Raw genomic sequence first — 25,322 nt, 5'->3', positions numbered from 1 at the left:
TTCAGTTCAGCGCTTCAAGCACCTTGCCGGTGATCGCTTCAACCGAGCCAACACCTTCGATGTGGCTGTACTTCGGTTTGCCTTGAGCGGTGGACAGCTCCTGGTAAAACTTCACCAAAGGCTCGGTCTGAGCGTGGTAGACGGAGAGACGATGACGCACGGTTTCTTCGGTATCGTCTTTGCGCTGTACCAGCTCTTCGCCAGTGATGTCGTCCTTACCGGCAATTTTCGGCGGGTTGTAGACGATGTGGTACACGCGACCTGAAGCCTCATGCACGCGACGACCGGCGATACGCTGGACGATGTCCTCGTCCTTGACGTCGATCTCAACCACGTGATCCAGCTCGACGCCGGCTTTCACCAGGGCTTCAGCCTGGGGAATGGTGCGCGGGAAACCGTCAAACAGGAAACCGTTGGCGCAATCGGCCTGGCTGATGCGTTCCTTGACCAGATTGATGATCAGGTCATCGGACACAAGGCCACCGCTGTCCATGACGCTCTTGGCGATCAGGCCCAGCTCGGTGCCGGCCTTGACTGCGGCACGCAGCATGTCGCCGGTGGAGATTTGCGGGATGCCGAACTTTTCGGTGATGAACTTAGCCTGAGTACCTTTACCGGCCCCGGGAGCTCCCAGCAGAATGACGCGCATCGATGTGCTCCTCAATTTTTTATATAGATAACAACGGATTCGCCTCGTGGGGCCAATCTCAAAAACAGGGTCGTGACCGCCCAAACGGCCAAAGGCTGATCAAGATACACAGCAGGCCCGGACCACACAAGCCGCCGAAAGTCGGAGAAACCCGCGCCTTGCGTGACCTTGGGACGGGGTACTCCTAGTCGCAACCCCGTCATTAACTGTCGCTTGTCAGACCTTTTCAGCCCCTTGTCCACTGGCACCCGAAGCTCGCGCCGGGTGCCTTCCCCCCACGACGAAAACCTTAGCCGGTATTTCGCAAACCGGCAGCAATCCCCGCCACAGACACCAGCAGCGCCTGTTCTACCGGGCTGCCCTGCGCCACTTCCTGTTGCCGCGAACGCGCCAACAGTTCGGCCTGCAATAGATGAAGCGGGTCGAGATAGGTGTTGCGCAAGCGGATGAATTCGAGGGTGTCTGGGCTATGTGCCAGTAGCTGAGACTGACCGGTCAACCCGAGGACCACAGCGCACGCCTGCGACAATAGGTCGCGTAAATGCGCACCCAAAGGGAGCAAATCAGGCTCGACCAGACGCTCATCGTAGGATCGGGCGATGTCGGCATCGGCTTTGGCCAGGACCATTTCCAGCATGTCGATGCGCGTGCGGAAAAAAGGCCACTGTTCGCGCATCTGCCCCAGCAGCTCGCCCTCGCCACGTTCCAGCGCCTTGCTCAGCGCCGCTTCCCAGCCGAGCCAGGCCGGCAACATCAGGCGCGTCTGGGTCCAGCCGAAGATCCATGGAATGGCGCGCAGGCTTTCAATCCCGCCGGCGCGGCGCTTGGCCGGGCGGCTGCCCAACGGCAAGCGACCCAACTCCTGCTCCGGGGTGGATTGGCGGAAGTACTCGACGAACTGCGGATTTTCCCGCACCACGGCGCGGTAAGCCTTGACGCCGTCAGCGGCCAATTCGTCCATCAAATGGCGCCACGCCGGTTCCGGTGGCGGCGGTGGCAACAGTGTCGCTTCCAGCACCGCCGCCAAGTACAGATTGAGGTTCTGCTCTGCGATGTCCGGCAGGCCGAATTTGAAACGAATCATTTCCCCCTGCTCGGTGGTGCGGAAACGTCCCGCCACTGAACCGGGCGGCTGCGACAGAATCGCCGCGTGCGCCGGACCACCACCGCGCCCCACGGTGCCGCCGCGACCGTGGAACAACAGCAGCTCGACTTGCTGCTCGCGGCAGATGTCGACCAAACGCTCCTGCGCCCGATACTGCGCCCAGGCCGCGGCGGTGGTGCCTGCGTCCTTGGCCGAGTCGGAATAGCCGATCATCACTTCCTGCGGCCCTTGCAGGCGCGAGCGATAGCCCGGCAGCAGCAACAGCTTTTCAATCACAGGGCCGGCGTTGTCGAGGTCGGCGAGGGTTTCGAACAGCGGCACCACACGCATCGGCCGCAATACGCCGGACTCTTTGAGCAACAGTTGCACGGCGAGCACGTCGGAAGCGGCACCGGCCATGGAGATCACATAAGAGCCGAGCGAGGCCCCCGGGGCGGCAGCAATTTCCCGGCACGTCGCCAGCACTTCGGCGGTGTCGGCCGACGGCTTGAAGTACGCTGGCAGCAACGGCCGCCGATTGTTCTGCTCACGCACCAGGAAGGCGATGCGCTCTTCCTCGCTCCAGTCTTCGTAGCGACCGAGGCCGAGGTAGTCGGTAATTTCAGTCATCGCCGCCGTGTGACGGGACGAATCCTGGCGCACATCGAGCCGCACCAGGAACAGCCCGAAGGTCACCGCCCGACGCAGGCAATCGAGCAATGGACCGTCAGCGATCACGCCCATGCCGCACTCGTGCAAGGAGTGGTAACACAACTCCAGCGGATCCAGCAGGTCGCGGTTGTTTTGCAGCACATCGGCCGGTGCCGGGGTGGTGGCCGTCAAAGAGGCATGCGCCCAATTACGCGTGGCCCGCAGACGTTCACGCAACTGCTTAAGCACCGCGCGATAAGGTTCGGCGCTGTCCCCTGCCTTGGCTTTCAGTGCATCGCTGGCCTGTTGCATCGACAGTTCAGCGGCGAGGTGATCGATGTCGCGCACGTACAAATCCGCAGCCATCCAGCGCGCCAGCAGCAACACCTCACGGGTCACGGCGGCCGTCACGTTCGGGTTGCCGTCACGGTCGCCGCCCATCCACGAGGCAAAGCGAATCGGCGCGCTTTCCAGCGGCAGATGCAGGCCGGTGGCGGCGTGCAGGGCTTTATCGGCCTTGCGCATGTAGTTGGGGATCGCCTGCCACAACGAATGCTCGATCACCGCGAAACCCCATTTGGCTTCGTCGACTGGCGTCGGGCGGGTGCGGCGGATTTCTTCGGTGTGCCAGGCTTCGGCGATCAGGCGCTGCAACTTCGCCTGGATCTGCTCGCGTTCGGCTGTCGTCAGGTCGCGATGATCCTGAGCGGCCAGTTGCGCGGCGATGGCGTCGTACTTCTGGATCAGCGTGCGGCGCGCCACTTCGGTCGGGTGCGCGGTGAGGACCAGCTCGATTTCCAGCCGTCCCAGTTGCCGGGCCAGGGATTCGGCGCTATGCCCCTCGGCACGCAGGCGCGCGAGCAGTTCCGGCAACACCCGTGCTTCAAACGGCGCCGGTTGCGACTCTTCCCGGCGGTGAATCAGCTGATACTGCTCGGCGATATTGGCCAGGTTGAGAAACTGGTTGAACGCCCGCGCCACCGGCAACAACTCGTCTTCGCTCAATTGGTTGAGGCTGGCGCTCAGCTCGGCGTCCATCGAACCGCGACGGTCGGCTTTGGCGCCCTTGCGGATCTGCTCGATCTTGTCGAGAAAGCCGTCCCCGTACTGTTCACGAATGGTGTTGCCCAACAGCTCACCCAACAGGTGAACGTCCTCGCGCAAGCGTGCATCAATATCGGTCATCAGCAGTTCTCCAGCGAAAATCCGGGTGTCTATGAATGCCATGCTCTGACCACAGAGAGTGCCGCTCTAAAGCGCTTCTTACAAGCAGACGACGAAGGGGCGGTAAACCTTATGGGTTCGAGCTAGTCTGAAGAGTAAGCCGTACAACGGCTTGCCGCCGGCCACTGGCGGACACTCACACGCCTGCCACGAGCAGGAGCGAAATGAGGTTTTTATGAAAATCCGCGAACTTGCCCAGCATTGGGAAGAAAACGCCAAGGGTCGCCTGACCGACACCGGTTACAGGATTCATCTGGACATGGAAGCGGCCGCACGGCTGGCGGCGATTACCGAGATGTATCCCAAACGCCAACCCGAAGAACTGCTTGGCGAACTGATCGGCGCCGCGCTGGAAGAGCTCGAAAAGAGCTTTCCATACGTGAAGGGATCGACCGTGGTCGCCACCGATGAAGAAGGTGATCCGCTGTACGAAGACATCGGCCCGACACCGCGTTTTCTCGCGTTGTCACGGCGTCATTTGCACGATTTGTCATCGAGCGATGACAAGCAGAAACACTGATCCCCCCGCCGAACCCTGTGGGAGCGAGCCTGCTCGCGAATGTGGTTGAACATTCAACGTTTCTGTTGGCTGATACACCGCTAGCGAGCAGGCTCGCTCCCACATTTAGCCTGCGTATCCCTTCGATAATTGCGTGTTCCCGAGCCTTGAAAAGGTCGGGCATACCGCTGCACATCGCCAAAGTTCCCGATTTAGAGCCTTGTCCGTTCGGTCAAAGTATTTTCGGGCGATAGGCCATCTTCTCTGAACTTTTGAAAAACCCCTCGGGTCACAGCCATTAACCACGCCTGGGACGGCCGTTTCAAAACACCCCCGGAAATTGACGGTTACGGCTCCTTGCCCAGCATGGATTTTAAGTTTTTCAGGAGTTACACCAATGGAGTTGAAGACCATGAAGACCCGAACTGCCAAATCCTCGTTCACCCACCTGCGCAGTCTGAAACTGGCTGCCCTGGCAATCGGCAGCAGCTTCGTACTGGCCGGTTGTGCTGGCAATCCGCCGACCGAGCAATTCGCCGTGACCCAATCGGCTGTGAATGGCGCCGTCAGCGCCGGCGGCACCGAGTTCGCCGCCGTGGAAATGAAGTCCGCGCAGGACAAGCTCAAGCAAGCCGAAATCGCCATGCACGACAAAAAGTATGCCGAGGCCAAAGTGCTGGCCGAGCAGGCTGAGTGGGACGCTCGCGTAGCCGAACGCAAAGCTCAGGCGATGAAAGCCGAACAAGCTGTGAAGGACTCTCAGAAAGGGGTTCAGGAACTGCGTCAGGAAAGCCAGCGCACCGTGCAGTAAGCGCGCATCCCGACACCAGACTTGAAGCTCTTATCGATAGAAAGGACGAATTATTATGCGTACACAATTGATGATCCCCGCTCTCCTGGCCGCAAGCGTTGCACTGGCTGCCTGCTCCACACCGCCTAACGCGAACCTGGAACAGGCACGCACCAACTACAGCGGCCTGCAAGCCAACCCGCAAGCCAGCAAAGTGGCGGCACTGGAAACCAAAGACGCCAGCGATTACCTGGACAAGGCCGACAAGGCCTATATGGACAAGAAAGACCCGAACGAGGTCGACCAACTGGCTTACCTGACCAATCAGCGTGTTGAAGTGGCGAAGCAAACCATCGCCCTGCGCACCGCTGAAGCCAACCTGAAAAATGCTTCAGCGCAACGTGCCCAGGCCCGCCTCGACGCTCGAGATCAGCAGATCAAGCAGCTGCAAGACAGCCTCAACGCCAAGCAGACCGATCGCGGTACGCTGGTGACTTTCGGTGACGTGCTGTTCGCCACCGACCGTGCCGACCTGAAATCCAGCGGTCTGGTGAACATCAACAAACTGGCGCAGTTCCTTCAGGAAAACCCTGATCGCAAAGTGATCGTCGAAGGCTACACCGACAGCACCGGTACGGCTTCGCATAACCAGTCGCTGTCCGAGCGTCGTGCCGGTTCCGTGCGCATGGCGCTGGTGAAGATGGGCGTTGATCCAGCGCGCGTCGTTGCGCAGGGTTATGGCAAGGAATACCCGGTTGCGGAAAACACCAGCACCTCGGGTCGTGCGATGAACCGTCGTGTGGAAGTGACCATTTCCAACGACAACCAGCCCGTGATGCCGCGTTCGGCGATCAGCTCGAACTAAGCTTCACCCGCTGAAACACAAAAGCCCCGCCTGAGTCGATCAGGCGGGGCTTTTTACGTCCGCAGTTCACACACCCCTTTTAGGAGTGAGCCTGCTCGCGATAGCGGTGTGTCAGACAACAGAAGTGTTGAATGCTAAACCGCTATCGCGAGCAGGCTCACTCCTACAAGGATCTTCAGTGAATGCAGGACCGGGTTACTGCTCCAGCTTCTGCGGAGTTTCTTCGCCCATGCAGCGCACGGCTTTTTTCTTGTTGTTGACCAAGACGCCCGTCAGGCCTTTCTGTTCAGTGTCAAACATCACCAGCACGCCATCGATGCACTGGGCCACTTGCGAGGCAGGCTCCAGGGAGACTTTGTAGTCCTCTCCCGGCACGGTCTTGATCATGGTGAAGTCGCTGAGCAGCAGCGCATCTTCCGGTTTGGCGAAGTGCAGGTAGCCGTAGAACCACAGGGCACCCACCGTGCCGAGGATGCTGCAGATACCGGTGATGATCAGCGGGATGGCGTTACGTTCTTCACTCATTGCGGACTCTCTGATGGTTCATCTTCTGAATTCGGGGGTGCCGGGTAGTTGGGGATTTCACCCAAGCGGCGCAGGCCGTTGAAATGCTGCGGGTCGTCGAGATACCGCAGCATGACCTTGCGCCAGACCGGGTCGGCAAATGTCTGCACATGACCACCGCGGGTCAATTGCAGCACGCGTGGCGGCGGCGCAGCTTGATACAGACGGATGCCGTTGGAAAGGGGCACGATCGGATCGTCGATGCTGTGGTAGATCAGTTTCGGTACGTCGTTGAGCTGCGCCATGGAGTTAATCGCGCTGTCACCGTCCGGCACCAGCCACGAGAGCGGCACCTGGAACGCCCAGGTCAGCCAGGAATTGCTCAGGGCGAACCGGCCGATGCTGCGATAACTGGCGGGCACGCCGTCGAGGACGAAAGCCTTGAGTTGTTTCTGCCGTTCGGGATGTTGGACCAGGTAGTGAACCGCCATGGAACCGCCGAGGCTCTGGCCCAGCAGGATCAACGGTTTGCCTTTGACTTCCGGTGCCTGGTCGAGCCACTTGAACGCGGCGTCGATGTCCTGATATATCGCCGGCAGACTCGGTTCGCCTTCGGACAACCCGTAACCGCGATAATCGATCAACAGCACTTGATAGCCTTCCTCCGGCAACCACCAACTGCCGCCCAGATGCATCGGCAGATTGCCGCCATTGCCGTGCAGATGCAGCACCGTGCCCTTGACCTCGACACCTTTTTTCGCCGGCAGCCACCAGGCGTTCAGCCTGAGGCCATCGGCGGTGGTCAGGGTCACTTCGCGGTAGTCGAGCTTGGCTTTTTCCGGGGTGAACAGTTGGCCCGGCTCAGGGTAGAACAGCAGGGAGCTGCAACCGCTCAGGGTCAGGAGAAGGCAAAGGATGCCGAGGATTCTCATCCGTTGAAACCTCGCAAGAATTGGAGTTGAAACACATTCCCCTGTAGGAGTGAGCCTGCTCGCGAAGGCGGTGTGTCAGAACATCAATGTTGAATGTTCGGCCGCTATCGCGAGCAGGCTCACTCCCACAGGGGATTTCGTAATCGTTAGAGAATGTTGGAGTAATCCGCTTCTATCCGGTCCAGGCTCAGGTGGTTGAGGAAGTTGGAGAAGCACATCCACGCCGACAGTGCGTTCAGGTCGCGGAACTGATCCGGCAAATACTTCGGCGGCACCACCAGCCCTTCGTCCACCAACTGACGCAAGGTACGCATGTCTTCCAGCGTGGTCTTGCCGCAAAACAGCAGCGGAATCTGTTCAAGCTTGCCCTTACGCACGGCCAACTGAATGTAGTTGTAAACCATGATAAAGCCCTTGAGGTAGGACAAGTCTTTGGTAAAGGGCAGGCCGGTCGGTATCGAACCACGGAACACCCGGCTGGCATTTCCGTAGCTTTCGGCCATTTCGAAGCCTTGCTCGCGGAAGAATTCGAAGACCTGCAAGAAGTCCGCGCCCTCCTCTACCATGTGAATGGCCCGGGTGCGGTTGGTCAGTTTGCGCAGGCGGCTCGGGTAGGACGCGAAGGTGATGATTTCCATCAGGATCGCCAGCCCTTCCTGGGTCACCGTCGACGACGGCGGGCCTTTGGACAGGAAGGTGCAGATCGGCTGGTTCAGCCCGTTGAGCGTGGTGCCGACGTGGACCAGCCCTTCATGAACTTCCAGGGCGCGCACGTCACGTTCGTTGAACATCGCGTCGGTGCGAATCTTGATGTAGTCGGCGCCGGCCGCCGCATCGGCGACAATGCCGTCGGACTCGAACACCCGAATGGTTTCTTCGGCCTCGCCAAACACTTTGCTCAGCCGGGTTTGCAACAAATGCACGGCATCCTTGGCGGTGAGGATTTTCGGCTCGTCCTTCAGGTCACCCCGGCCATCGATGTTGTTCAGGTAATCGGAGAGCATCAGGCCGAGGTCGGACAGGGTCGGGTCACCGGCATGGAACGCGTCGGACGCAGCGCCGTACAACTCCTGGGAAATCAGGCCGAAATCTTCGGTGCCGCGCGCTTCGAGCATGCGCAACACCATCCGGTATTCCTTGCACATGCGCCGCATGATTTGGCCGACCGGGTTGAACTGGCCGAGCTGACGGGTGATGTCACGCTCGATGTTCTGGAACTCCAGCTTCACTTTGCTGGAATCGAACGACAGCGGCCGATTGAGGTAATAATCGCGATCTACAGCGGGCATTTCCTTGCCCTTGGCCTTGAGGAACCCCTTGCGGATGCTGTCGTCCCACTTGACCGCATCGAGGACGCGAATCGGCGTCTGCGCCAGCACAATGCGATCGGACAAAATGCGTATCGTCTGCTGGTAATCGTCCACCCGAAACTCCTGTAGAAAAACCGTTAGGTGCTGGCTTTATTTAACGTTGGCTTTGGCCAGGCGCTGATAGCGCACGGCCTCGACGAAGACATCGGAATTGGCCGGGTCATCCAGGTAGGCAAAGACCTGATCCATGCTGCTATTGATCAATACGCCGTCGCCATCATCGGTCTGGAAACCTTCACCGCTCAGGACTTTTTGTCCGAGGGCTTGATTGATCTGTTCGAGATCGAGGTTGTAGACCACCAATTCGTGCTTATCGGTCAGTTCAAACCCGGCGATGATGAAATGCCCGCCGAACTGCGCCGGCACCTTCGCCGACAGGTACCAGCGGCTGCCGTGGCGCGACACCGTAAAGGGGTAGGCCTCGCGCTCTTTGGGTTTGGCCTTGAGGTAGCTGACCGCCTGGTAACGACTGTCGCCCAGACGGGTCAGCTCCAGGTTCATCGGCTCGCCCCAGGCGTTGGTGCTGGTCCATTTGCCGAGCAGACCTTTGGGCGCGGGGTCGCTGGCGGGCAGTGGGTCCCTGAAGGTCACCAGACAGCCACTGAGCAGCAGGAACGACAAGGCGATCACAACGACACGCCAGGCTTTCATTCAACACTCCCTATGAACACACAGCCCCGAATGGTCACCGACCTTGCAGGAGCGAGTTTTGCCCGCGAAGGCGTTGTGTCAGTCAACACATAGGTTGAATGTTATACCGCCTTCGCGGGCAAGCCTCGCTCCTACAGGGTCGAGTGCCCCGCAGGAATTACACCGACGCCAATACCAAATGCATGTAGCGGGTCAGGATGCCGAGCATTTCGGCTTCGGCGACAGGCTCGGCGTCGTTGAGCAGGCCCTGATATTCCATCCGTCCGATAATCGCCGTCAACACTTTGGCATCCTGTTGTGGTTCGCGCGAACCCAATACCTGGAAAAGCTGGCATGTGCCCTGGAGCAGAATCTGCTGATGTGAACGTACCAGCTCAGCAAGGCGCGGGTTCAGCAGCGCTTCCTGGCGGAACGCCTGTTCGGCCATCAAGTGCTCCCGACGGTTGATCAGCTGCCGGTGAACGTAGTCCGACATCAACCGCGCAATGTCGTCCGCCAGCTGCGAGCGCGACTCGGGGCTGCCGTCGCCGCTGACCACCATCTCGCGCAGCAGGCCCTCGTTATTGATCCACAACTTGGCCATGAACGCGGCGCTGCGTTCCACGTATTGGGCGAAGGTATCGGTGAGCAAGTCATCGATATCCTTGAAGTAATAAGTGGTGGCCGACAGCGGCACACCGGCCTCGGCCGCTACCGCTCGGTGACGCACGGCCCGCACGCCATCGCGCACGACAATGCGCATCGCCGCATCGAGAATGTCCTGTCGACGCTGCTCGCTGCCCTGTCGGCTGGCCTTGCGGCCCTGGTACTGAACGCTTTCAGCGACCGCAGTGGCGACGCCCGCTGCACCTTCTTGAGCAATTGCACGGTTCACGACAGGTATTCCTCTCTTACTTCAAAAGTAACCATTTGATACGTTTGTACCAGACAGGCAATAAAAAGCCGCCTGTTATAGGCGGCTTTTTTATTGAAACACTTACGCTTGTGGCCGCATGTGCGGGAACAAGATCACGTCGCGGATCGACGGTGAGTTGGTCAACAACATCACCAGACGATCGATACCGATCCCTTCACCAGCCGTTGGCGGCATGCCGTACTCCAGCGCGCGAACGAAGTCGGCGTCGTAGTGCATGGCTTCGTCGTCGCCCGCGTCCTTGTCGGCCACCTGCGCCATGAAGCGCTCGGCCTGGTCTTCCGCGTCGTTCAACTCGGAGTAGGCGTTGGCGATTTCACGGCCGCCGATGAACAGTTCAAAACGGTCGGTGACGCTTGGGTTGTCGTCGTTACGACGGGCCAGCGGCGACACTTCGAACGGGTACTGAGTGATGAAGTGCGGCTGCTCCAGCTTGTGCTCGACCAGTTCTTCGAAAATCATCACCTGCAACTTGCCCAGACCTTCGAAGCCCAGCACCTTGGCGCCGGCTTTCTTGGCGATGGCGCGAGCCTTCTCGATGTCCGTCAGGTCGTCAGCGGTCAGCTCGGGGTTGTACTTGAGGATCGAGTCGAACACCGACAGACGCACGAACGGTTCGCCGAAGTGGAACACTTTGTCGCCATACGGCACGTCGGTGCTGCCCAGGACCAGCTGCGCGAGTTCGCGGAACAGTTCTTCGGTCAGGTCCATGTTGTCTTCGTAGTCGGCGTACGCCTGGTAGAACTCCAACATGGTGAATTCAGGGTTGTGACGCGTCGAAACGCCTTCGTTACGGAAGTTGCGGTTGATCTCGAACACTTTCTCGAAACCGCCAACCACCAGGCGCTTGAGGTACAGCTCAGGCGCGATACGCAGGAACATTTCCAGGTCCAGCGCGTTGTGGTGCGTCTCGAACGGCTTGGCTGCTGCGCCACCCGGGATGGTTTGCAGCATCGGCGTTTCGACTTCGAGGAAGTCACGCTTCATCAGGAAGCTGCGGATGTGCGCGATCACTTGGGAACGAACGCGGAAGGTCTGGCGTACCTCTTCGTTGACGATCAGGTCAACGTAACGCTGACGGTAGCGCTGCTCGGTGTCGGTCAGGCCGTGGTGCTTGTCCGGCAGCGGGCGCAGCGACTTGGTCAGCAGGCGCACTTCGGTCATTTCAACGTACAGGTCGCCCTTGCCGGAACGGGCCAGGGTACCAACGGCTGCGATGATGTCGCCCATGTCCCAGGTCTTCACCGCGGCCAAGGTGTCTTCGGACAGGGTCTTACGGTTGACGTAGACCTGGATGCGCCCGGTCATGTCCTGGATCACCATGAACGAGCCGCGGTTGAGCATGATGCGACCGGCAACCTTGACCGGGATTGCAGCCTCTGCCAGCTCTTCCTTGGTCTTGTCCGCGTACTGTTTCTGCAAGTCTTCACAGTAGTTGTCGCGGCGGAAGTCGTTGGGGAAGGCATTGCCCTTGGCGCGCTCGGCAGCAAGCTTTTCCTTGCGCAGGGCGATCAGGGAGTTTTCTTCCTGTTGCAGGGCTTGCGGGTCGAGTTGTAGGTCGCTCATGTCTTTAAATATTCCATCAGGTTCGTTGCCCCCGGCATTCGCCGGGGTTCGCGGGCAAGCCTCGCTCCTACAGGGTCGTATTGACCCCCGCAGGGCGTGCGTTAAAGCCCTTGTTTCAAGCTGGCCACCAGGTATTCGTCGATATCGCCGTCGAGCACCTTGTCGCAGTCACTGCGTTCGATGTTAGTGCGCAAATCCTTGATTCGCGACGCATCGAGCACGTAAGAGCGAATCTGGTGACCCCAGCCGATGTCCGACTTGGTGTCTTCCAGGGCCTGGGAGGCGGCGTTGCGTTTCTGCACTTCCTGCTCGTACAAGCGCGCCCGCAACATTTTCATCGCGGTGTCTTTGTTGGCGTGCTGGGAGCGTTCGTTCTGGCAGCTGACCACGGTGTTCGTCGGTACGTGGGTGATACGTACGGCCGAGTCGGTGGTGTTTACGTGCTGACCACCGGCACCGGAGGAGCGGTAGGTGTCGATGCGCAGGTCCGACGGGTTGATGTCGATTTCGATGTTGTCATCGATTTCCGGCGACACGAACACGGCCGAGAACGAGGTGTGGCGGCGGTTGCCGGAGTCGAACGGGCTCTTGCGCACCAGACGGTGCACGCCGATCTCGGTGCGCAGCCAGCCAAAGGCGTATTCGCCCTTGATGTGGACCGTGGCGCCCTTGATCCCGGCGACTTCACCGGCCGACAGTTCCATGATGGTCGCGTCGAAACCGCGTTTGTCAGCCCAGCGCAGGTACATGCGCAGCAGGATGTTGGCCCAGTCCTGGGCCTCGGTGCCACCGGAGCCGGCCTGGATGTCCAGGTAGGCGTTGTTGGCGTCCATCTCACCGCTGAACATGCGACGGAATTCGAGTTTTTCCAGCGACTCGCGCAGGCGCTCGACTTCGGCAGCGACGTCATCGACGGCGGCCTGGTCTTCTTCTTCGGCGGACATCAGCAGCAAATCTTTGGCATCGGCCAGACCGCTGTGCATTTCGTCGAGAGTTTCGACGATCTGAGCCAGCAGCGACCGCTCGCGGCCCAGTTCCTGAGCGTACGACGGGTTGTTCCAGACAGCCGGATCTTCAAGCTCGCGATTGACTTCAGTCAGACGCTCATGCTTTTGATCGTAGTCAAAGATACCCCCGAATAGTTTCGGAGCGCTCGGACAGGTCCTTGATACTGTTAAGGATCGGGTTGATTTCCATGGCGGGCAGCACTCGTTGGCGAACTTTTGAAAGCCGGCGAGTATAACGTAATCAAGCTGTCACGGCAGCCCGCCTGGCGGCTTTAGGGGCGAATGATTAAAGCGGACGCCGAGTAATCTGTGGCGAGGCAGCGTGCTCCCATTGTACTGCGCAGCAGTCCCCTTCTTTTTGCGCAGAAGAGGGGCCGCTTCGTGGCCCAGCGGGGCAAGCGCCCTCGCCACTGGGGGTATTTGCCATCCAAGAGATCAATATTCGCAATTTCGGTCGTCCGCTACTCGATGCCCACCTGATTGCGCCCATTGTTCTTCGCCAGGTAAAGCCCCTTGTCCGCCGCCGAGATCAGTTGCCGGCAATCGCTGCCCGGCTGCGGGATCATGGTCGACAGGCCGATGCTGATGGTCAGGCCAGAGCCTTCGCTGGGGACAATGTGCGGAATCTTCAGCGCTTCCACGGTGAGGCGGAGTTTTTCCGCCACCAGCCGCGCCCCGCCCGGCGTGGTGTTGGGCAACACCAAGGCGAACTCTTCCCCGCCGTAACGGGCTGGCAGGTCCGAGGGCCGGGCGCTCGCGTCGCGAATCGCGGTCGCGACTTTACGCAGGGCTTCATCGCCTTCGAGGTGGCCAAAGCTGTCGTTGTAGGACTTGAAGTAGTCGACATCGATCATCAGCAGCGACAGCTGGCTCTGATCACGCAGGGAGCGGCGCCATTCCAGCTCCAGGTATTCGTCGAAGTGCCGACGGTTCGAGAGCCCGGTCAAGCCGTCGGAGTTCATCAACCGCTGCAACACCAGGTTGGTGTCGAGCAACTGCTGCTGGCTGACCCGCAACGCGCGGTAGGCCGCATCGCGCTGCAACAGCGTCATGTAGGACCGCGAGTGGTAGCGAATTCGCGCCACCAGCTCGATGTTGTCCGGCAGCTTGACCAGGTAATCATTGGCCCCGGCCGCGAACGCCGCGCTCTTGATCAGCGGGTCTTCCTTGGTCGACAGGACAATGATCGGAATGTTCTTGGTCGCCGGATGATTACGGTACTCACGTACCAGGCTCAGGCCGTCCAGCCCGGGCATCACCAGATCCTGCAGGATCACCGTTGGCTTGATGCGGATCGCCTGCGCAATGGCCTGGTGTGGATCGGCGCAGAAGTGGAAGTCGATATTGTCTTCATTCGACAACCCGCGACGCACCGCCTCGCCGATCATCGCCTGATCGTCCACCAGCAACACCATGGCGGCGTTTTCGTCGGTCTTGAAGTCGTCGAGCTGTAGGTCAGTCATGTGCGGTCACCTGAATACTGCTTGGGCCAGGATTGCTGCGAAAAGTCTTCATTTTGGGAAAATCTCCAGCAATCGTGGCGCTATCTTGTCCAGTGGGCGAACTTCCACGGCGGCGTCGATGGCCGCTGCCGCTTTCGGCATTCCGTAAACCGCACTGCTTTGTTGGTCCTGCGCGATGGTCAGGTAGCCCTGTTGGCGCATGAGTTTAAGCCCCTGCGCGCCGTCGCGTCCCATGCCGGCGAGCAATACGCCCACGGCATCGCCATTCCAGTAACTGGCCACGCTCTCGAAAAACACGTCGATCGAGGGCCGATAGATCTCGTTGACCGGTTCGGCGGTATAGGCCAGCGTGCCGTTTTTCAGCAAGCGAATATGGTGGTTGGTGCCCGCCAGCAACACTGTGCCGGCCAAAGGAGGCTCGCCTTCCTGAGCCAGGCGCACCTTCAGGCCGCTGGCGCTGCTGAGCCATTCGGCCATGCCGGCGGCGAACACCTGGTCAACATGTTGCACCAGCACGATCGCGGCCGAAAAATCCCGTGGCAGCCCTTTCAGCAAGACTTCCAGCGCTGCTGGTCCGCCTGCCGACGAGCCGATCGCAATCAGGCGCTGGCGCGAGGCCGAGCTACGCAGCGGGCTGGGGGCCGATCGCTCACGATTGCCCTTGTCACCAATCAGCCAGCCGATGTTCATGATCTTGCGCAACAACGGCGCCGCTGCCTCCTGGGCATTGCCGGCACCGAGGGCCGGGGTGTCGACCACGTCCAGCGCACCGTGGCCCATGGCCTCGAACACCCGGTGCACGTTCTGCTGACGGTCAACCGTGACAATGACGATGGCGCAGGGAGTGTCGGCCATGATCCGCCGGGTGGCCTCGACGCCGTCCATCACCGGCATGATCAGGTCCATCAGGATCAGGTCCGGGGTATTTTCGGCGCAACGCTGCACCGCCTCCGCGCCATTGCCGGCGACCCAGACCACTTCATGCGCCGGTTCGAATGCCAGGGCGCGGCGCAGGGCCTCAACCGCCATGGGCATGTCGTTGACGATCGCTATTTTCATGCCCGCGCTCCTCCGATGAGCTCAACCACTGCATCAAGCAGGGCGTCGTCATGAAAACTGGCTTTGGCTAGATAATAGTCGGCTCCGGCGTCCAGTCCACGACGACGGTCTTCTTCGCGGTCTTTATAGGACACCACCATAACCGGCAGCGATTGCAGGCGATTATCCTGGCGCAGTAAAGACACCAGTTCGATGCCGTCCATGCGCGGCATATCAATGTCGGTGATCAGCAGATCGAAATCCTCCGAACGCAGGGCGTTCCAGCCATCCATACCGTCGATCGCTACGGCCACGTCGTAGCCGCGATTGAGCAGCAACTTGCGCTGCAACTCGCGAACGGTCAACGAATCGTCGACCACCAGAATCCGTTTGCGGGCCGCTTCGACGGCCTGGCTGCCCTGACGGGCAATCCGCTCCAGACGCCCGGTGTTGAGCAGTTTGTCCACCGAGCGCAGCATGTCTTCGACGTCGACGATCAGCACGACCGACCCGTCGTCGAGCAAGGCCCCGGCGGAAATGTCCTGCACCTTGCCCAGACGTTCGTCCAGCGGCAATACGACCAATGTCCGCTCGCCGATAAACCGCTCGACCGCCACCCCGTAAATCGCCTCGCGCTCGCGGATCACCACGACTTTCAGGGTTTGCTGACTGCTCGCACCCGTCGGACGCTGCAACAACTGACTGGCAGCGACCAGCCCGACATGCCGGCCTTCGTGCCAGAAGTGCTGACGCCCTTCGACCTGAACAATGTCCGCCGGCTCCAGGTCGCACATGCGCTCGATGTGCGCCAGCGGGAACGCATACGCCTCGTCACCGACTTCCACCACCAGACTGCGCACCACCGACAGCGTCAGCGGCACTTCGAGATGAAAGCGGCTGCCCTCGCCTGCGGTCTGCTCCAGCACCACCGCGCCGCGTAACTGACGGACCATGTGCTGAACCGCGTCCAGGCCGACACCGCGACCGGACACTTCGGTGACCCGGTCGCGCAGGCTGAAACCCGGCAGAAACAAGAAGGTCAACAGCTCTTCTTCACTCAACTGGGCAGCGGTTTCAGCGGGGGATAGCTGCCGTTCGATGATGCTGCGACGGACCTTTTCCAGATCGACGCCGTGACCGTCATCGCTCAATTCCAGCACCAGCAGACCGGCTTGATGAGAGGCGCGCAGACGAATCAGCCCTTCTTCAGGCTTGCCGGCGAGCAAACGCTGCTCGGGGGATTCGATGCCGTGATCGACAGCGTTGCGCAGCAAATGCGTCAGCGGCGCTTCGAGCTTTTCCAGGACGTCGCGATCGACCTGGGTTTTCTCGCCCTCGATCTCCAGCCGCACCTGTTTACCGAGGCTGCGACCGAGGTCGCGGACCATGCGCACTTGCCCGCTCAACACGTCGGCAAACGGCCGCATGCGACAGGCCAGCGCAGTGTCGTACAAGACCTGCGCCCGCTGACTGGCCTGCCAGGCAAACTCGTCCAGTTCGGCGTTTTTTTCCACCAGCAATTGCTGCGCTTCGGCCAGCAGCCGCCGGGCATCGCCCAGGGCCTCCTGAGCTTCAAGGCTCAAGGCATGTTCCTTGAGGTGGACGTTGAGGTTTTCCAGCGCCCGCAGGCCATTGTTCTGCATGCGCTTGAGGCGCTGCATCGTGGCCAGGTGCGGCTTGAGTCGCTGGGTTTCCACCAGGGACTTGCTCGACAGATCGAGCAGGCTGTTCAGGCGTTCGGCCGTGACGCGCAACACGCGTTCGCCATTTTCAGTGGTGCGCCGGAGCTTTCTCGGCGGTTCGACGGGTGGCGGTTCGGCGACCGGAATCAGTTCCTCGACTTTGGGCGCGAGTGCTTCAGGCTCCGGCTCGGACTCGGTCATAAACGGGGCGATCGGCGTGCTGATCGGCGCGGCGAGCGCATTTGGATCCAGCAACCGCGCCATCAGTGCCACATAGGCCTCGATATCCGCCGATTCGGGATTGTTACTCGGCGTCGCAATGCGCATCAGCAAATCAGTGCCTTGCAGCAAGGCGTCAATGTGCTCGGGCCGCAGGTACAGGCGCCCTTCCTGCGCGCTGACCAGGCAATCTTCCATCACATGGGCGACGCTGACGCCGGCATCAACCCCGACAATCCGCGCCGCGCCTTTGAGCGAGTGAGCCGCGCGCATGCACGATTCGAGGTGATCGGCCTGGGTCGGATCGCGTTCCAGCGCCAGAAGACCTGCGCTCAGCACCTGGGTCTGAGCTTCGGCTTCGAGGCTGAACAGCTCCAGTAACGAGGCGTCGCGCAGTTGCTCGGGGGTCATGTGAGGCTCCGGGTCACGGCGGACAATAGCTGTTCTTCATCCAGCCAACGCAGGCTGCGACCCTTGAATTGCAACACGCCCCGGGTGTATCTGGCGCTGGCTTGGGTGCCGGACTGCGAGGCGGCCTCGAGAATGCGTTCGTCGATGGCGTGAATCCCGTCCACTTCGTCCACCGGCACCACCACTGGTCCGCCGTGGGCGGCGATGATCAGCATCCTCGGCATCACGCGCGCGCCTGACGTCACGCTGGCAGTGCCATCGAGACCGAGCAGTTCCACCAGTGACAGGCACGCCACCAACGCACCGCGCACATTCGCCACGCCGAGCAAGGCCCGAGAGCGCTGGTGCGGCAACGAATGAATCGCTTGCAGCGGTGCCACTTCGACCAGGCTGCGAGTGGCCAGGCCCAGCCATTCTTCGCCAAGTCGAAACATCAGCAGCGAGCGGGTTTTCACGTCGATTTCCACCGCCACCGAGACCTGCTCGCGATCGTCCTGTTGCAAGGCGTAGCGGTCGAGCAAGCGCGTGGCCGCGGCGGAATACACCGCGCAGTTGCGGCAGTGAATGTGTTCGATCAGCAGCGGGCAGGACTTGTCGCCGTGGATTCCGATGCGGTTCCAGCAGTCATCGATGGCCTGGGCATCTTTATGGGTGAGGTTCAAAGTGTCGGAGGCGTTCATCGTTTACGCTCACTGTCGGCGGCGCGTTCGCTGCGGGCGGCGCGGTCCTGCAATCTTTTCGCACCCGCCGTGTCGCCCTGGGATTGCAGCAAGGCTGCCAGATGCATCAACGCGTCGGGATGTTGCGGTTCGAGGTACAGGGCCTTGCGATAAAATCCCTGGGCTTCGAGGGCTCGGCCAGCGACATCGCTGAGTAACCCCAGCCAATAAAACACCTGGGCCACAGGCTCGTGGCTGCGCAAATAACCCTCACAGGCGGCGCGAGCTTCGGCACTTTTGCCTTCGTTGGCGAGGGCAGCGATGTTGGCCAGCAAGGCGGCAGCGTCCGAAGCTTTTGGCGTGACGGCCGGCGGTGTGAGCGTTGCGAACGGACGATGGCGCACGGGCGGCGGAGTCACGCTACGCACCGGCTGACGCACTGGCAGCGGTGTCGGAACAAAGACTGGCAGAGGCTCGGGCGCGCTCTGACGACTGAAGGCAAACGACTGCGGGATGCCAATCGAGCGCATGCCAAATCGACCGAGCAAACTGCCTTCGGCCGGGCCGATAAACAGCACGCCGTCGACATGGGTCAGGCGCTTGAGCACTTCGAAGACTTGTTGCTGGGTAGGCAGATCGAAATAGATCAGCAGGTTGCGGCAGAACACAAAATCATAGGGTGGCTCGCTGGCCAGCAGCGCCGGATCCAGCAGATTGCCGACTTGCAAACGCACCTGTTCAAGCACTCGCTCGTTGAGGCGGTAGCCGTCTTCTTCGGCGCTGAAATGTCGCTCGCGAAATTCGATGTCCTGGCCACGAAACGAATTCTTGCCGTACAGCGCACGCTTGGCTTTTTCCACCGACAGCGGGCTGACGTCCATGCCTTCGACCTTGAACTGATGCGGCTTGAGTCCGGCATCGAGCAAGGCCATGGCGATGGAGTACGGCTCCTCGCCCGTGGAGCACGGCAGACTGAGAATCCGCAGCGCGCGCATGTAATTGATGTCGGCTAAACGCTGGACGGCCAGTTTCGCCAGGGTTGCGAAGGATTCCGGGTAGCGGAAGAACCAGGTCTCGGGAACGATCACCGCTTCGATCAACGCCTGCTGTTCGTCCTGCGAACCTTGCAATGTGTGCCAATACTCATCGGCCGTCAGCACCCTGGAGGCGGTGCTGCGCTGGCGCACCGCGCGCTCGATGATTGCCGGCCCCACCGACGTCACGTCGAGGCCGATGCGTTCCTTGAGGAAATCGAAGAACCGCTGATCACTGCTCATGGCCCGTCCTCAAGCAGCGCCGGGGCCAGCGGTGGCGAAGGAAACAGCAGCGCGCGTACCTGTTCATCGAGCAGATCGGCCACCCGCACCCATTGCAGCAAGCCTTGGGCATCTTCACGGACCGGCCCCAGGTACGGCGCCTGGCGATTGTCCAGGCCATAGGGCTTAAAGTCCGCCGGATTGCAACGCAAGGTGTCGGTGGCCTGCTCAAGAATCAGTCCGAGCAACTGAGAAGGCGTCTGCTCGTCCGGCCAATAGTGCACCAGCACCAGCCGTGTGCTGGTGCGCGATTGCGCCGGTTCGCCAAAGGTCAGCGCGCTGAGGTCGATCACCGGCACCACCGCGCCGCGATAGGCAAACACCCCGGCGACCCAGTCAGGCGCCTTGGCAATCGGCTTCAATGGCAGACGCGGCAGCACCTCGGCCACCTCGCGCGCCTGCAAGGCATAACGTTCGTTGCCGATGCGAAACAGCAGAAACAACGCCTGTCTGGCCGGCATCACCGTGCTGTGTTTGGCCGCGAGTTCGCTCATCAGACTTTGAATCGCGAGACGCCGCCCCGCAGCCCCACGGCCACCTGGCTCAGCTCGTCAATGGCGAAACTGGCCTGGCGCAGGGACTCGACGGTCTGGCTGCTGGCATCACCCAACTGCACCAGCGCGTGGTTGATCTGTTCGGCGCCGGTGGCCTGCGCCTGCATGCCTTCGTTGACCATCAACACCCGCGGCGCCAGCGCCTGGACCTGGTGGATGATCTGCGACAACTGCTCGCCGACCTGTTGCACTTCAGACATGCCGCGCCGCACTTCTTCGGAGAACTTGTCCATGCCCATGACCCCGGCCGACACCGCCGACTGGATTTCACGGACCATTTGCTCGATGTCATACGTGGCCACGGCGGTCTGGTCCGCCAGACGCCGCACTTCGGTGGCGACCACGGCAAACCCGCGCCCGTATTCACCCGCCTTTTCGGCTTCGATCGCGGCATTCAGAGACAGCAGATTAGTCTGATCGGCGACTTTGACGATGGTTACCACCACCTGGTTAATGTTGCCGGCCTTCTCGTTGAGGATCGCCAGTTTGGCGTTGACCAGATCGGCCGCGCCCATCACCGAGTGCATGGTCTCCTCCATGCGCGCCAGGCCTTGCTGCCCGGACCCGGCCGCGACCGAGGCCTGGTCGGCGGCGGTAGAGACTTCGGTCATGGTGCGCACCAGATCACGAGAGGTGGCCGCGATTTCGCGGGACGTCGCGCCGATTTCGGTGGTGGTGGCGGCGGTTTCGGTGGCGGTGGCCTGTTGTTGCTTGGAGGTGGCGGCGATTTCGGTCACCGACGTGGTGACCTGGACGGAAGAGCGTTGGGCCTGGGACACGAGCGACGTCAGCTCGGTCATCATGTCGTTGAAGCCGGTTTCCACGGCCCCGAATTCGTCTTTGCGTTCCAGGTTCAGACGGCCGCTGAGATCACCAGTGCGCATGATTTCGAGGATCTGCACAATCCGGTTCATCGGCGCCATGATCGCGCGCATCAACAGCAAACCGCAGAGGCCGGCGGCCAATACCGCGACCAACAGGGAAATGCCCATGATGACTTTCGCGGTGATCACGGCGTCATCAATGGCCGCGATGCTCTGGTCGGCGACCGCTTTGTTTTCGCGGATGATGTCATTGAGCTTCATGCGACCTGCGGTCCAGGCCGGGGTCAGTTGCTCGTTGAACAGTTTGATCGCGTCGGCTCCCTGATTGCGCTTGTGCAAGTCGAGCACAGCGGCCAGGACCTTGTTGTAATCGGCATGGAGTTTTTCAAAAACGGCGTATTCGACCTTGTCTTCATCCGTGGTGACGGTGGCCTGGTAGTTCTTCATTTGCTCCTGCAGATGAGCTTCGAAGCTTTTGAAGCTGTCGGCTTCTTCTGCGCTGAAACCCTGCCCCTCTTTCAAACCGAGCATCTCCTGGGTTCGAAGGTACGTGTCGACCCAGGCACTGCGAACCATCGAGCTGTAATACAACCCGGGCAACGCGTCCTCACGCACACTGGCTTCGCTGACCTCAATCTTCAAGAGCCGCGAATAGGAGACAACCACCATCAACAACATGATGGCGATAATCACCGCAAAGCTCGCCAAGATGCGTTGGCGCAACGTCCAGTTCTTCACGGGTCAATCCTCGGGCGATTCAAATGCCGGGGAGTATAGCTGAGGGTGTTTCATTTATAAGACGGGTGTCATGCTTCTATTTCGTCGCGATGAAAGCGAATTGGCAGGCGCGTGCGGTGAATGGATCACGGGATGAGACAAGCAAACGCCTTCGCAAGCAGGCTCGCTCCATTGACCGGGTTGATCAATCGAACGCGGTCCTTTGTGGGAGCGAGCCTGCTCGCGAAAAACGATGACACGGTTTAACTGACCTGACTGCGCAATTAAAGGGAAGCCTGCCGCACCTGCTTTTCCAGCTCCGCCTTCAATCCCGGCTCCAGCTTCAACTGCCGTGCCAGTTCATCCAGGTAGGACTTCTCCATGAAGCTCTCCTCATCCACCAGCATCACGCTGGCGATGTACATCTCGGCCGCCATTTCCGGCGTGCTGGCCGCGCGGGCGACTTCTGTCGGGTCGAGCGGCTTGCTGAGTTCGGCATGCAGCCACTGCTGCAATTCCTGATCGTTGTCGAGCTTGGTGAATTCGCCTTCGATCAATGCACGCTCGCGATCATCAACGTGGCCATCGGCTTTGGCCGCAGCCACCAATGCCTTGAGAATCGCCTGGCTGTGCAACTCAACCTGCGCAGGTGGCAGGCGGTCGAGTGTTTGCGGCTCGGTCTTCGGCGCGGTGCCCTGCTGGGCCTGCCAGTTGCCGTAAGCCTTGTAGGCAATCACGCCGAGCGCCGCGAGACCACCGTAGATGGCGACTTTGCCGCCGACATTGCGGGCCTTTTTGCTGCCGAGCAACAGGCCCATGGCACCAGCCGCCAAGGCACCACCGCCCGCGCCTGAGAGCAAACCGCCGAGGCCGCCCGAACCACCGCTGCCACCGAGCAATCCGCCCAATCCACCGCTGGACGACTTGTTTTGATTTGCGCCGGCCTTGTTCTTCATCAGGTCCTGACCGGACTTGAGTAGTTGATCGAGCAATCCACGCGTATTCATTTTGCCGCCTCCACGAAAGGGGTTAACCGGACACATAAGGCCACCAGCCTAGAACGAAAGTGCCCGGCGACCGGGGACGAGAGTGCTTCTGGATGTTGCCTGAAAAAAACGGGCCATCGATTAAAGCGATATACACTCAAGCGAATCTATAAAAACCGCCCACCGGGTAACTCCCCATGATGACCTTGCGTCAGATCCGTCACTTCATCGCCGTGGCCGAGACCGGATCGATCTCCGCCGCCGCGCAAACCGCGTTCATTTCCCAATCAACCTTGACCCTGGCGATCCAGCAACTGGAAGAGGAGATTGGCGTCGGCCTGTTCAACCGACACGCCAAGGGCATGAGCCTGACCCATCAGGGCCACCAATTCCTGCGCCAGGCGCACCTGATTCTGGCCACGGTGGACAACGCCAAACGCAGCCTGCAACAAAGCACCGATCAGGTCGCCGGGCAGCTGATCATCGGCGTGACCAGCCTGGTGGCCGGTTATTACCTTGCGGATTTGCTCACCCGTTTCCAGCGCGCCTATCCCAACGTCGAAATCCGGGTGATGGAGGACGAACGCCCATACATCGAACATTTGCTGGTCAGCGGTGAGATCGATGTCGGCGTGCTGATCCTGTCCAACCTCGAAGACCGCCATGCCTTGCAGACTGAAGTGCTGACTCATTCGCCCCACCGGTTGTGGTTGCCGGCCCAGCATCCGTTGCTGGAACACGACAGCATCAACCTTGCCGATGTGGCCCGCGAACCGCTGATTCAGCTCAACGTCGACGAAATGGACCGCAACGCCCACCGCATGTGGAGCGGTGCCGGGCTGCAACCGCGCATCACCCTGAAAACCGCGTCGACGGAAGCCGTTCGGAGCCTGGTGGCCGCAGGCCTGGGTGTATCGATCCAGCCCGACATGACCTACCGACCCTGGTCACTGGAGGGCGACATCATCGAAGCCCGCCCGATTGCCGACCTGAGCCAGACCCTCGACGTCGGCCTGGCATGGCGCCGTGGCACGGCGCGTCCGGCGTTGGTGGACCCGTTTTTGACCGTGGCCCGCGAACAACCCCACGGCGGGCGCAAGCCATCTATTTAATCGAACGCCACCTTCAGTATTTAGAATTTGTCGACCTCGGGCCCGCGCACTAGTCTTGCTCCATCAATAAGACGGCCGGGCCCAGTCACTGGGAGCACCATGGCCACACAAGAAAAGAGAACCCGAAAAATGGCTGGCGCGCAGACCCCGTTGTTCACCGCGTTGTTGATCGATGGCGAATTGGTCGCGGGTCAGGGTTTTGTCGAGCCGATCCTCAACCCCGCCACCGGGGAAGTGCTGACTCACATCGCCGAAGCCAGCACCGAGCAAGTCGAAGCCGCCATCCTTGCCGCCCACCGCGCCTTTGCCGGCTGGTCGCGGACCACACCGCAGCAACGCTCGAACCTGTTGCTGGACATCGCCAACGCCATCGAAAAACAAGCCGACCTCCTCGCCCGACTCGAATCCCTGAACTGCGGCAAGCCGTTGCACCTGGCCCGTCAGGACGACTTGAGCGCGACGGTCGATGTGTTCCGTTTTTTTGCCGGTGCCGTGCGTTGCCAGACCGGCCAGCTCAGCGGCGAATACCTGCCGGGCTACACCAGCATGGTCCGGCGCGATCCGATTGGTGTGGTCGCCTCGATTGCGCCGTGGAACTACCCGATCATGATGGCCGCGTGGAAAATCGCCCCGGCCCTCGCCGCCGGCAATACGCTGGTGTTCAAACCGTCCGAACACACGCCGCTGTCGATTCTGGCCCTGGCGCCGGCGTTGGCCGAGATCCTTCCACGTGGCGTGATCAACATCGTCTGCGGCGGCGGTGAAGGCGTCGGCAGCCACTTGGTCAGCCATCCCAAAGTGCGCATGGTGTCGCTGACCGGCGATATCGTCACCGGGCAGAAAATCCTCCAGGCCGCCGCCAAGACGTTGAAACGCACGCACCTTGAGCTCGGCGGCAAAGCGCCGGTGATCGTCTGCAACGATGCCGACATTCAAGCCGTGGTCGAAGGTGTGCGCACTTACGGTTATTACAACGCGGGGCAGGATTGCACCGCGGCATGCCGGATTTATGCACAGGCCGGGATTCACGACCGCCTGGTGGCGGAACTCGGCGCGGCGGTCAGCAGCCTGCGCTTTGCCGGTAAACGCGACGCCGACAACGAAATCGGCCCGCTGATCAGCACCCGCCAGCGCGACCGCGTGGCCAGTTTCGTCGAGCGCGCCCTCGGCCAGCCGCACATCGAGCGGGTGACCGGCGCGGCGGTGCATTCCGGTGCCGGCTTCTATTACCAGCCGACGCTGCTGGCCGGTTGCAAGCAGAGCGACGAGATCGTCCAGCGCGAAGTATTCGGGCCGGTGGTCACCGTGACCCGTTTCGATCAGCTCGAACAAGCCGTGGACTGGGCCAACGATTCGGAATACGGCCTCGCCTCCTCGGTCTGGACGCAGAACCTCGACAAGGCCATGCAGGTCGCGGCGCGGTTGCAGTACGGCTGCACCTGGATCAACAGCCATTTCATGCTGGTCAGCGAAATGCCCCACGGCGGCCTCAAGCGGTCCGGGTATGGCAAAGACTTATCCAGCGATTCGCTTCAGGACTACAGCGTGGTGCGGCACATCATGGCGCGCCACGGACAGCATCTCTGACTACGCTAATAACAAGCCGCTAACGGCATGCTTCACCACGTTCACAACT

Annotated in this window: 22 protein-coding genes; 5 read left to right on the top strand and 17 right to left on the bottom strand. The window is 60.8% G+C overall.

Translation table 11 applies throughout. The features are described 5' to 3' along the window. Nucleotide 1 precedes the first annotated feature (1 nt). Entirely contained in the window at nucleotides 2–649 is a 648-nt protein-coding gene (gene adk / locus JIO00_RS05780; RefSeq protein WP_010462894.1) for an adenylate kinase, read from the bottom strand. Nucleotides 650–938: 289 nt separating this feature from the next. Next, nucleotides 939–3,569 carry a phosphoenolpyruvate carboxylase gene (gene ppc, locus JIO00_RS05775; RefSeq protein ID WP_077748312.1) on the bottom strand — a complete coding sequence of 877 codons (2,631 nt, stop codon included), beginning with the start codon at nucleotides 3,567–3,569 and terminating at the stop codon, nucleotides 939–941. Between the two features lie 214 nt (nucleotides 3,570–3,783). Between ppc and JIO00_RS05770 the strand changes: the two genes are divergently transcribed. The 3 genes from JIO00_RS05770 to JIO00_RS05760 all read left to right on the top strand — a co-directional run bounded on the left by JIO00_RS05770 (nucleotide 3,784) and on the right by JIO00_RS05760 (nucleotide 5,762). Next, nucleotides 3,784–4,128 carry a hypothetical protein gene (locus tag JIO00_RS05770; protein ID WP_010462899.1) on the top strand — a complete coding sequence of 115 codons (345 nt, stop codon included), beginning with the start codon at nucleotides 3,784–3,786 and terminating at the stop codon, nucleotides 4,126–4,128. Between the two features lie 376 nt (nucleotides 4,129–4,504). After that, on the top strand, nucleotides 4,505–4,918 hold the full coding sequence (locus JIO00_RS05765) for a DUF4398 domain-containing protein (RefSeq protein ID WP_010462902.1): 414 nt from the start codon (nucleotides 4,505–4,507) through the stop codon (nucleotides 4,916–4,918). 55 nt (nucleotides 4,919–4,973) lie between these two features. After that, on the top strand, nucleotides 4,974–5,762 hold the full coding sequence (locus tag JIO00_RS05760) for an OmpA family protein (RefSeq protein ID WP_172792322.1): 789 nt from the start codon (nucleotides 4,974–4,976) through the stop codon (nucleotides 5,760–5,762). Between the two features lie 195 nt (nucleotides 5,763–5,957). On the opposite strand, the gene JIO00_RS05755 is transcribed toward JIO00_RS05760, so the two are convergent. The 15 genes from JIO00_RS05755 to JIO00_RS05685 all read right to left on the bottom strand — a co-directional run bounded on the left by JIO00_RS05755 (nucleotide 5,958) and on the right by JIO00_RS05685 (nucleotide 22,595). Next, nucleotides 5,958–6,287 carry a hypothetical protein gene (locus tag JIO00_RS05755; protein WP_010462905.1) on the bottom strand — a complete coding sequence of 110 codons (330 nt, stop codon included), beginning with the start codon at nucleotides 6,285–6,287 and terminating at the stop codon, nucleotides 5,958–5,960. Then, nucleotides 6,284–7,198, bottom strand: coding sequence for an alpha/beta hydrolase (locus JIO00_RS05750; RefSeq protein WP_154503267.1), 915 nt, complete (start codon nucleotides 7,196–7,198; stop codon nucleotides 6,284–6,286). Before JIO00_RS05750 ends, JIO00_RS05755 begins: the two co-directional genes overlap by 4 nt. Nucleotides 7,199–7,344: 146 nt before the next feature. After that, nucleotides 7,345–8,622 (bottom strand): flavohemoglobin expression-modulating QEGLA motif protein, encoded by a 1,278-nt coding sequence (locus JIO00_RS05745; RefSeq protein WP_200667789.1) that lies wholly within the window; start codon nucleotides 8,620–8,622, stop codon nucleotides 7,345–7,347. Nucleotides 8,623–8,658: 36 nt separating this feature from the next. Next, nucleotides 8,659–9,219 carry a hypothetical protein gene (locus JIO00_RS05740; protein ID WP_010462911.1) on the bottom strand — a complete coding sequence of 187 codons (561 nt, stop codon included), beginning with the start codon at nucleotides 9,217–9,219 and terminating at the stop codon, nucleotides 8,659–8,661. A gap of 157 nt (nucleotides 9,220–9,376) precedes the next feature. Beyond that, a complete protein-coding gene (locus JIO00_RS05735) occupies nucleotides 9,377–10,093 on the bottom strand; it encodes a TetR/AcrR family transcriptional regulator (protein ID WP_010462913.1) in 717 nt (238 codons plus the stop codon). A 102-nt stretch (nucleotides 10,094–10,195) separates the two neighbouring features. Beyond that, nucleotides 10,196–11,698: a lysine--tRNA ligase gene (gene lysS, locus JIO00_RS05730; protein WP_010462916.1), complete on the bottom strand. Its 1,503-nt coding sequence runs from the start codon at nucleotides 11,696–11,698 to the stop codon at nucleotides 10,196–10,198. 101 nt (nucleotides 11,699–11,799) lie between these two features. Next, nucleotides 11,800–12,895 (bottom strand): peptide chain release factor 2 gene (gene prfB, locus JIO00_RS05725; protein WP_102593528.1). Its coding sequence is split into 2 segments (ribosomal slippage): nucleotides 11,800–12,822 and nucleotides 12,824–12,895, totalling 1,095 coding nucleotides; the frame shifts between segments, so codons are not numbered across the junction. Between the two features lie 271 nt (nucleotides 12,896–13,166). Next, nucleotides 13,167–14,168, bottom strand: coding sequence for a diguanylate cyclase domain-containing protein (locus JIO00_RS05720; RefSeq protein ID WP_010462924.1), 1,002 nt, complete (start codon nucleotides 14,166–14,168; stop codon nucleotides 13,167–13,169). 48 nt (nucleotides 14,169–14,216) lie between these two features. Then, nucleotides 14,217–15,227, bottom strand: a complete 1,011-nt coding sequence (locus tag JIO00_RS05715; RefSeq protein WP_200667788.1) for a chemotaxis response regulator protein-glutamate methylesterase — start codon at nucleotides 15,225–15,227, stop codon at nucleotides 14,217–14,219. After that, nucleotides 15,224–17,518, bottom strand: a complete 2,295-nt coding sequence (locus JIO00_RS05710; RefSeq protein WP_169856284.1) for a hybrid sensor histidine kinase/response regulator — start codon at nucleotides 17,516–17,518, stop codon at nucleotides 15,224–15,226. Before JIO00_RS05710 ends, JIO00_RS05715 begins: the two co-directional genes overlap by 4 nt. After that, a complete protein-coding gene (locus JIO00_RS05705; protein ID WP_010462930.1) occupies nucleotides 17,515–18,198 on the bottom strand; it encodes a chemotaxis protein CheW in 684 nt (227 codons plus the stop codon). The genes JIO00_RS05710 and JIO00_RS05705 overlap by 4 nt, the downstream gene beginning before the upstream one ends. Beyond that, nucleotides 18,195–19,454: a CheR family methyltransferase gene (locus JIO00_RS05700; protein ID WP_200667787.1), complete on the bottom strand. Its 1,260-nt coding sequence runs from the start codon at nucleotides 19,452–19,454 to the stop codon at nucleotides 18,195–18,197. The genes JIO00_RS05705 and JIO00_RS05700 overlap by 4 nt, the downstream gene beginning before the upstream one ends. Continuing rightward, the gene (locus tag JIO00_RS05695; RefSeq protein ID WP_200667786.1) at nucleotides 19,451–19,987 is read right to left on the bottom strand and encodes a chemotaxis protein CheW; all 537 of its coding nucleotides are present in this window, start codon (nucleotides 19,985–19,987) and stop codon (nucleotides 19,451–19,453) included. Before JIO00_RS05695 ends, JIO00_RS05700 begins: the two co-directional genes overlap by 4 nt. Further along, a complete protein-coding gene (locus JIO00_RS05690) occupies nucleotides 19,987–21,609 on the bottom strand; it encodes a methyl-accepting chemotaxis protein (protein WP_200667784.1) in 1,623 nt (540 codons plus the stop codon). The genes JIO00_RS05695 and JIO00_RS05690 overlap by 1 nt, the downstream gene beginning before the upstream one ends. A gap of 263 nt (nucleotides 21,610–21,872) precedes the next feature. Beyond that, nucleotides 21,873–22,595: a tellurite resistance TerB family protein gene (locus tag JIO00_RS05685; RefSeq protein WP_010462938.1), complete on the bottom strand. Its 723-nt coding sequence runs from the start codon at nucleotides 22,593–22,595 to the stop codon at nucleotides 21,873–21,875. A 176-nt stretch (nucleotides 22,596–22,771) separates the two neighbouring features. Here JIO00_RS05685 and JIO00_RS05680 point away from each other — a divergent pair, with 176 nt between their 5' ends. Together JIO00_RS05680 and JIO00_RS05675 are read left to right on the top strand one after the other, a co-directional pair. Continuing rightward, complete coding sequence (locus JIO00_RS05680) at nucleotides 22,772–23,686, top strand: LysR family transcriptional regulator (RefSeq protein WP_010462940.1); 915 nt, start codon at nucleotides 22,772–22,774, stop codon at nucleotides 23,684–23,686. Nucleotides 23,687–23,785: 99 nt separating this feature from the next. After that, complete coding sequence (locus JIO00_RS05675) at nucleotides 23,786–25,273, top strand: gamma-aminobutyraldehyde dehydrogenase (RefSeq protein WP_077748302.1); 1,488 nt, start codon at nucleotides 23,786–23,788, stop codon at nucleotides 25,271–25,273. Nucleotides 25,274–25,322 lie beyond the last annotated feature (49 nt).

Origin of the sequence: Pseudomonas sp. SW-3, from assembly GCF_016615645.1 — a bacterium.
GTDB lineage: Bacteria > Pseudomonadota > Gammaproteobacteria > Pseudomonadales > Pseudomonadaceae > Aquipseudomonas > Aquipseudomonas mandelii.
This window is presented reverse-complemented; position numbering and strand designations above follow the sequence as displayed.